Annotated in this window: 5 protein-coding genes and 1 tRNA gene; 3 read left to right on the top strand and 3 right to left on the bottom strand. The window is 73.2% G+C overall.

Translation table 11 applies throughout. From position 1 onward, the window contains the following. Positions 1-106: 106 nt before the first annotated feature. From ACIQOV_RS24180 to ACIQOV_RS24190, 3 genes are all read left to right on the top strand, one after another. Positions 107-1,189, top strand: coding sequence for an SGNH/GDSL hydrolase family protein (locus ACIQOV_RS24180; protein WP_401051650.1), 1,083 nt, complete (start codon positions 107-109; stop codon positions 1,187-1,189). Between the two features lie 63 nt (positions 1,190-1,252). Further along, the gene (locus ACIQOV_RS24185) at positions 1,253-2,473 is read left to right on the top strand and encodes an acetyl-CoA C-acetyltransferase (protein WP_380548736.1); all 1,221 of its coding nucleotides are present in this window, start codon (positions 1,253-1,255) and stop codon (positions 2,471-2,473) included. A 290-nt stretch (positions 2,474-2,763) separates the two neighbouring features. Next, positions 2,764-3,702, top strand: coding sequence for a hypothetical protein (locus tag ACIQOV_RS24190; RefSeq protein WP_401051653.1), 939 nt, complete (start codon positions 2,764-2,766; stop codon positions 3,700-3,702). 108 nt (positions 3,703-3,810) lie between these two features. Here the strand turns inward: ACIQOV_RS24190 and ACIQOV_RS24195 are convergent, their stop codons facing one another. From ACIQOV_RS24195 to ACIQOV_RS24205, 3 genes are all read right to left on the bottom strand, one after another. Next, positions 3,811-4,194: a hypothetical protein gene (locus tag ACIQOV_RS24195; RefSeq protein WP_380548731.1), complete on the bottom strand. Its 384-nt coding sequence runs from the start codon at positions 4,192-4,194 to the stop codon at positions 3,811-3,813. An 86-nt stretch (positions 4,195-4,280) separates the two neighbouring features. Next, positions 4,281-5,168 (bottom strand): Bax inhibitor-1/YccA family protein, encoded by an 888-nt coding sequence (locus tag ACIQOV_RS24200; RefSeq protein WP_359914059.1) that lies wholly within the window; start codon positions 5,166-5,168, stop codon positions 4,281-4,283. 138 nt (positions 5,169-5,306) lie between these two features. Then, a tRNA-Leu gene (locus tag ACIQOV_RS24205) sits at positions 5,307-5,388 on the bottom strand. Between the last annotated feature and the right edge of the window lie 380 nt (positions 5,389-5,768).

Below are 5,768 nucleotides of genomic sequence, written 5' to 3' on the forward strand. Positions count from 1 at the left end.
CCCACCGGCGCCCCCGGTACTCCCGGCCCCCGCGCGGGTAAGAGCGCTGTGCAGGCATTGCCGTGGCCCGGAGGGGCCGGCAGGAGCACGGGAAGGGGGCACCGGGATGCCAGGGGCGCAGCACTCGCGGGCCCGGGTGGCCCGCCGGATCGCCACCGCGGCGGCGTACGGCGGCGGCGGGCTCGGCCTGCTCGGGGTGGGCCTGGTCGGCCTGCTGCTGACCGAGAGCAAACTCGCGATCCAGGCCATCGGCGTCCTGGAGACCCACCCGCCCAGGGCCGACGGCGTCTACGGCGAGGCCTTCGCCGACCGCTCCGCCGCCCCGCAGCCCCCGCTCGTGCTGGCCGTCCTCGGCGACTCCACCGGCGCCGGCCTCGGCGTGGCCCGCTCCGGCGAGACGCCGGGCGCGCTGCTGGCCGCGGGCCTCGCCTCGGTGGCCGAGCGCCCGGTCCGGCTGGTCAACGTGGCCCGCTCCGGAGGCCGCTCCGCCGACCTCTCCGGCCAGCTGGAGCAGGCGCTGCCGCACCGCCCGGACGTCGCCGTGATCATGGTCGGCGCCAACGACGTGACCCGGCACAGCCCGGCCCAACTGGCCGTCCGCCAGCTCGGCGAGGCCGTCGCCGCCCTGCGCGCCAACGGCTGCGAGGTGGTCGTGGGAACCTGCCCGGACCTCGGCACGATCAAGCCGGTGCGGCCGCCGCTGCGCTGGGTGGCCCGCCGGCTGAGCCGGCAGCTGGCCGCCGCGCAGACCATCGCGGTGGTGGAGGCCGGCGGCCGGACGGTCTCGCTGGGCTCGCTGCTGGGCCCGGAGTTCGCCGCGCGCCCCGAGATGTTCGCCGCCGACCGCTACCACCCCTCCGCCCAGGGCTACGCGACCGCCGCGATGGCCGTGCTGCCCTCGGTCTGCGCCGTGCTGGGGCTCTGGCCCCAGGAGGACCGCCCGGCCACGGCCGTCCGGGGCGCCGCGGTGCTGCCCGTCGCGGTCGCGGCCGCCGCGGCGGCCGGGCGGGAGGGCACCGAGGTGACGGCCGTGGCGGCGGAGGGCGCGGGCCGCCGCTGGGCCCAGCTGAGGCACCGGCTGCGGATCGGCCCGACCGGCCCGGAGAGCGGGAAGGAAGCCGGTCCGCGCGCCGGCGGAGCCCCTGGGAATACGTCGGCCAGCTCACACGCTGGTGCGGGTGACGACTGACCTACCAGGCGGTAACTTTCCTCCCGGACGCCAGGTCCGCCGTCACCCAGCGAGGAGCCCGCCATGCCCGAAGCCGTCATCGTCAGCGCTGCCCGTTCGCCGATCGGCCGGGCCTTCAAGGGCTCGCTCAAGGACGTCCGCCCGGACGACCTGACCGCCCACGTCATCCAGGCCGCCCTGGCCAAGGTGCCCCAGCTCGACCCCCGCCAGATCGACGACCTGATGCTGGGCTGCGGCCTGCCCGGCGGCGAGCAGGGCCACAACCTGGCCCGCATCGTGGCCGTCCAGATGGGCATGGACTACCTGCCCGGCGCGACCATCACCCGCTACTGCTCCTCCTCGCTGCAGACCACGCGGATGGCGCTGCACGCGATCAGGGCGGGCGAGGGCGACGTGTTCGTCTCGGCCGGCGTGGAGACCGTCTCCCGCAGCGTGAACGGCACCTCGGACGGCATGCCGGGCACCATGAACCCGGTCTTCGACGAGGCCCAGGCGCGCACCAAGAAGCGTGCGGAGGAGGGCGGCGGCGCGTGGCACGACCCGCGCGAGGACGGCCTGCTGCCGGACGCCTACATCGCGATGGGCCAGACCGCCGAGAACCTGGCCGCGCTCAAGGGCATCACCCGCGCCGAGCAGGACGAGTTCGGCGTCCGCTCGCAGAACCTCGCCGAGGCCGCCATCGAGTCCGGCTTCTGGGAGCGCGAGATCACCCCGGTGACGCTCCCGGACGGCACCGTGGTCAGCAAGGACGACGGCCCGCGCGCCGGCGTCACCCTGGAGGGCGTGTCCGGCCTGAAGCCGGTGTTCCGCCCGGACGGCACCGTGACGGCCGGTAACTGCTGCCCGCTGAACGACGGCGCGGCCGCGCTGGTCATCATGTCCGACACCAAGGCCCGCGAGCTCGGCATCACCCCGCTCGCCCGGGTGGTCTCCACCGGCGTCAGCGCGCTCTCCCCCGAGATCATGGGCTACGGCCCGGTCGAGGCCTCCCGGCAGGCGCTCAAGCGGGCCGGCCTGACCATCGACGACATCGACCTGGTCGAGATCAACGAGGCCTTCGCGGCCCAGGTGATCCCCTCCTACCGTGACCTCGGCGTCGACCTGGACAAGCTGAACGTCAACGGCGGCGCGATCGCGATCGGCCACCCCTTCGGCATGACCGGCGCCCGGATCACCACCACCCTGATCAACTCCCTGCAGTGGCACGACAAGCAGTTCGGCCTGGAGACCATGTGCGTCGGCGGCGGCCAGGGCATGGCGATGGTCGTCGAGCGCCTGAGCTGACCCTCGGGACACCCTCCGAAGGGTCTGGACCACCCATTTGGAGTGACGCAGCGTAATTGAGGGCCGAATCACACCGCGAGGTCGATCCGGCCCTCTTTTCGTTCGTTTTCGACCCGGAAATCGACACTGCGGAGCGGATCAACTCCACTGCGTAGAACGGTGTTACCTAACAATTTGGGGACAAGAGCGAAAGTCCTGGACGAATTGGACATTCGCCACTGCGGTAACAGCCCCGCATGCGGCAGTGTGGACACGTAACCCCGTTCCGCTCCTCGCTAGGAGTACGTTCCGTGAGCGCCGTCTACACCATCCTGCTGCTGATCCTGATCGCCGTGTCGACCGCCGTGCTGCTCCACCTCCGCGGACTCTCCCGCCGACTGGACGCGCAGGCCGCGGCCCCGGCCGAGCCCGCCCCGGTGGACGAGGCCGCGATACGCCGGGCCGTCGCCGAGGCGCTCGCCGCCGACCGCGAGCGGGAGATCACCGAGGCCCGGGCGTTCTGGGCCGAGCAGGAGGCCCGCGCGGCCGAGGACGCCCCGCTGTTCGACTCCCCGTTCTCCGGCGCGCTCTCCGGCACCGACGAGTGGCCGCTGTTCTTCCCCCGCCCCACCGGCCCGCAGGACGCCGTCGACAACGCCGGGACGATGGACCCGGAGTTCGGCGAGGCGCTGCGCTCCGCGCTGGAGGACCTGATCAACGAGGGCGGCACCGCCCCGGCCGAGCCCGGCACCGAGGGCGGCGTCCCGCTGCGCCCCGGCCACCCGGCCGGCGAGACCAAGGACGCCCGGGCCCGCCGCGAGGCCGACCTGCTGGCCACCGGCCTGGAGGCCGGGCTGCTGGACGCCGATCAGGCCGTCGAGGAGGCCCCGGTCGCCGCGCCCGACCCGCGCCGCCACCCCTCGCACCCCGACTTCGTGCCCAGCCAGGCGCCGTCCCGGGAATGGACCGACACCCGGCTGGCCGCCCTCGCCGAGGAGGCCGTCGCCCTGATCGACGTCCGCCCCGGCCCGCTGGGCACCCTGGACGTGTACGCCTTCGCCGACGGCACCACCCTCTGCGTGGCCCCGGGCGACCGGGAGGCCGCCTACCGGCTGATCGACGCGGTCCGTGCCGGTGAGCACGTCCGACTGCTCGGCGGCTCGCGCTTCTCCGGCTCGTACTCGCTGACCTTCTCCACCGACGAGGAGGCCGTCTACGTGCTCGCCGACCGGGTGGTCGCCAGCATCTGACACCGGCTCACCTGATCGCGGGATCACCAGCGCGCGGCGCACCGAAGGCCGGCCGGGTCACGGGGTTACCGACCCGGCCGGCCTTCGGCGTGTACGCGTCCCGGGGCCTCAGCCGCAGAGCGCCGCCGTCTCCCGCACCGCGGCCACCGCCCCGGCCAGCACCTCGGCCGCCGCCACCGGCCCGTCCGGGAGCGCCACCTCCGCGCCCTCCGGCAGCGCCGCGAGCGCGGCCGCCAGGTCGTGGGCGGCGACGGCCAGCTGGTCCCCCGCCGCGAAGGCCCCGGCGTCCGGGAACTCCCGCCGCGGGCCGCCCTCCACCGCCGCCGTCAGCGCGACCAGCCGCCGGGCCAGCTCCAGCGCGGCCGCCGCCCGCGACCCGTACCCGGGCACGGCGCCCAGCAGCTTGCTCTGCGGCAGCGAGCGGAAACGATCCGCCAGGGACTCGGCGGCTTCGACCAGGGGATCCACGTCCAGGGGCGCTACGTCATGCATGGCAGCGAGCCTAGGCGAAAAGCCGCCGGGCCCCGGAGCGAGTCGCTCCGGGGCCCGGCGGCAGTGGTTCACGAAGGAAGGGACCGTCAGTCGTCGCCGCGCAGGATCGCGATCAGCCGCAGCATCTCCATGTAGATCCAGACCAGCGACAGGGTCAGCCCGAAGGCGGCCCGCCAGGACTCCCGCTGCGGCGCGCCCTGGGCGATGGCCTCCTCGATCGACGCGAAGTCCAGCGACAGGAAGAAGGCGCCCAGGCCGATGCCGATCAGGCCGACCACGATGCCCAGCGGGCCGGAGCGCAGGCCCATGTCGGCGCCGAAGGCCATCGCGACCATGTTGACCAGCATCAGCAGCACGAAGCCCAGCGCGATCGCGATGCCGATCCGCTGGTAGCGCGCGGTGACCCGGATCTTTCCGCTCTTGTAGGCGAACAGCATCGCCGCGAAGACCGCCGCCGTACCCAGGACCGCCTGGATCACGATGCCGTTCAGCCAGGTGTTGAAGGCGTGCGAGACGGCGCCCATCGCGAAGCCCTGGAGGGCCGCGTAGGTGAGGATCAGCGGCGGGCTGACGCTGCGCTTGAAGGAGACCACCAGGCCGACGACCATGGCCACCAGGCTGGCGGCGATCGCGAAGCCGAAGTTCTCGAACGGCAGCGCGAACCAGGCCACCGCGCCGGCGACGACCAGCGTCAGCAGCGTCATGGCGGTGCGGGCGACCACGTCGTCCAGCGTCATCCGCCCGGTGGCCGCCGGGCCGGCCGACGGCCCGTTGTACAGCTCGTAGAGCTGCTCGTCGGTCATGGGGGCCTGGCCCTGCGGCTGCTGGGCGTAGGGCGTACCCGCGTAGGGGTTCTGACCGTGCGCGTTCTGGCCGTACGGGCTCCCGGCCTGCGCGGTGGTACCGAACCCCGCGTAGCCGGAGTCGCGGGTGAAGGACCCCTCCCGCGAGAAGACCGGGTTGCTGCTTCTCATTGCTCATTCCCTCCGTGGCGGCACTGCACCGCCCGTGTACAAGGGTAATGGCTTGGCAAAAATTCCGGGATACGCCGCGAGGAGGATCCGGTGAACAACGACCGGCGGGGACGCCGTCGGCGCCCCCGCGGTTGTCGGTGCCCGGAGCCGGACTCGAACCGGCACGGCCTCGCGGCCAAGCAGTTTTAAGCTGCCCGTGTCTGCGTTCCACCATCCGGGCTCTTGCGAAACCACCCTGAGCCTAGTCGCCCGGCTCACTCTTTCGCATGTTCCCTGCCCCGGAAGTTGTCATGTTTCCTTGCCATCTGACGAACTGTCCGGGATTCGGCCACGAAGGATATCCGTTCCGGCCATCCCGCCGCCTCAGGGTTCACGTCATACCGCAGGAGGAGGGTCCAGCCCTCCCGTACGCCCAGCGGTGGTAGGGCCAACCGTCCGGCGGAGCGACGCAAGACCATGATCACGTCGCGGAGCATGGAGGTACAAGTCCACGAGCACAAGGAGCCCCCCGTGACCACGCCGACCGCAACCGCCGTCCGCACCGGCCTGGCGGCCGCCCGAGCCACCGGCCTGAACAAGGTCTACGGGGAGGGGGAGACC

This window comes from Kitasatospora sp. NPDC091257, from assembly GCF_044757675.1.
Taxonomy (GTDB): domain Bacteria; phylum Actinomycetota; class Actinomycetes; order Streptomycetales; family Streptomycetaceae; genus Kitasatospora; species Kitasatospora lactacystinica.

Bases quoted from the DNA above. Each gene is read 5' to 3' on its own strand.
- ACIQOV_RS24195 (WP_380548731.1), bottom strand. From the start codon at position 4,194: ATGCATGACGTAGCGCCCCTGGACGTGGATCCCCTGGTCGAAGCCGCC.
- ACIQOV_RS24200 (WP_359914059.1), bottom strand. From the start codon at position 5,168: ATGAGAAGCAGCAACCCGGTCTTCTCGCGGGAGGGGTCCTTCACCCGC.
- ACIQOV_RS24185 (WP_380548736.1), top strand. From the start codon at position 1,253: ATGCCCGAAGCCGTCATCGTCAGCGCTGCCCGTTCGCCGATCGGCCGG.
- ACIQOV_RS24180 (WP_401051650.1), top strand. From the start codon at position 107: ATGCCAGGGGCGCAGCACTCGCGGGCCCGGGTGGCCCGCCGGATCGCC.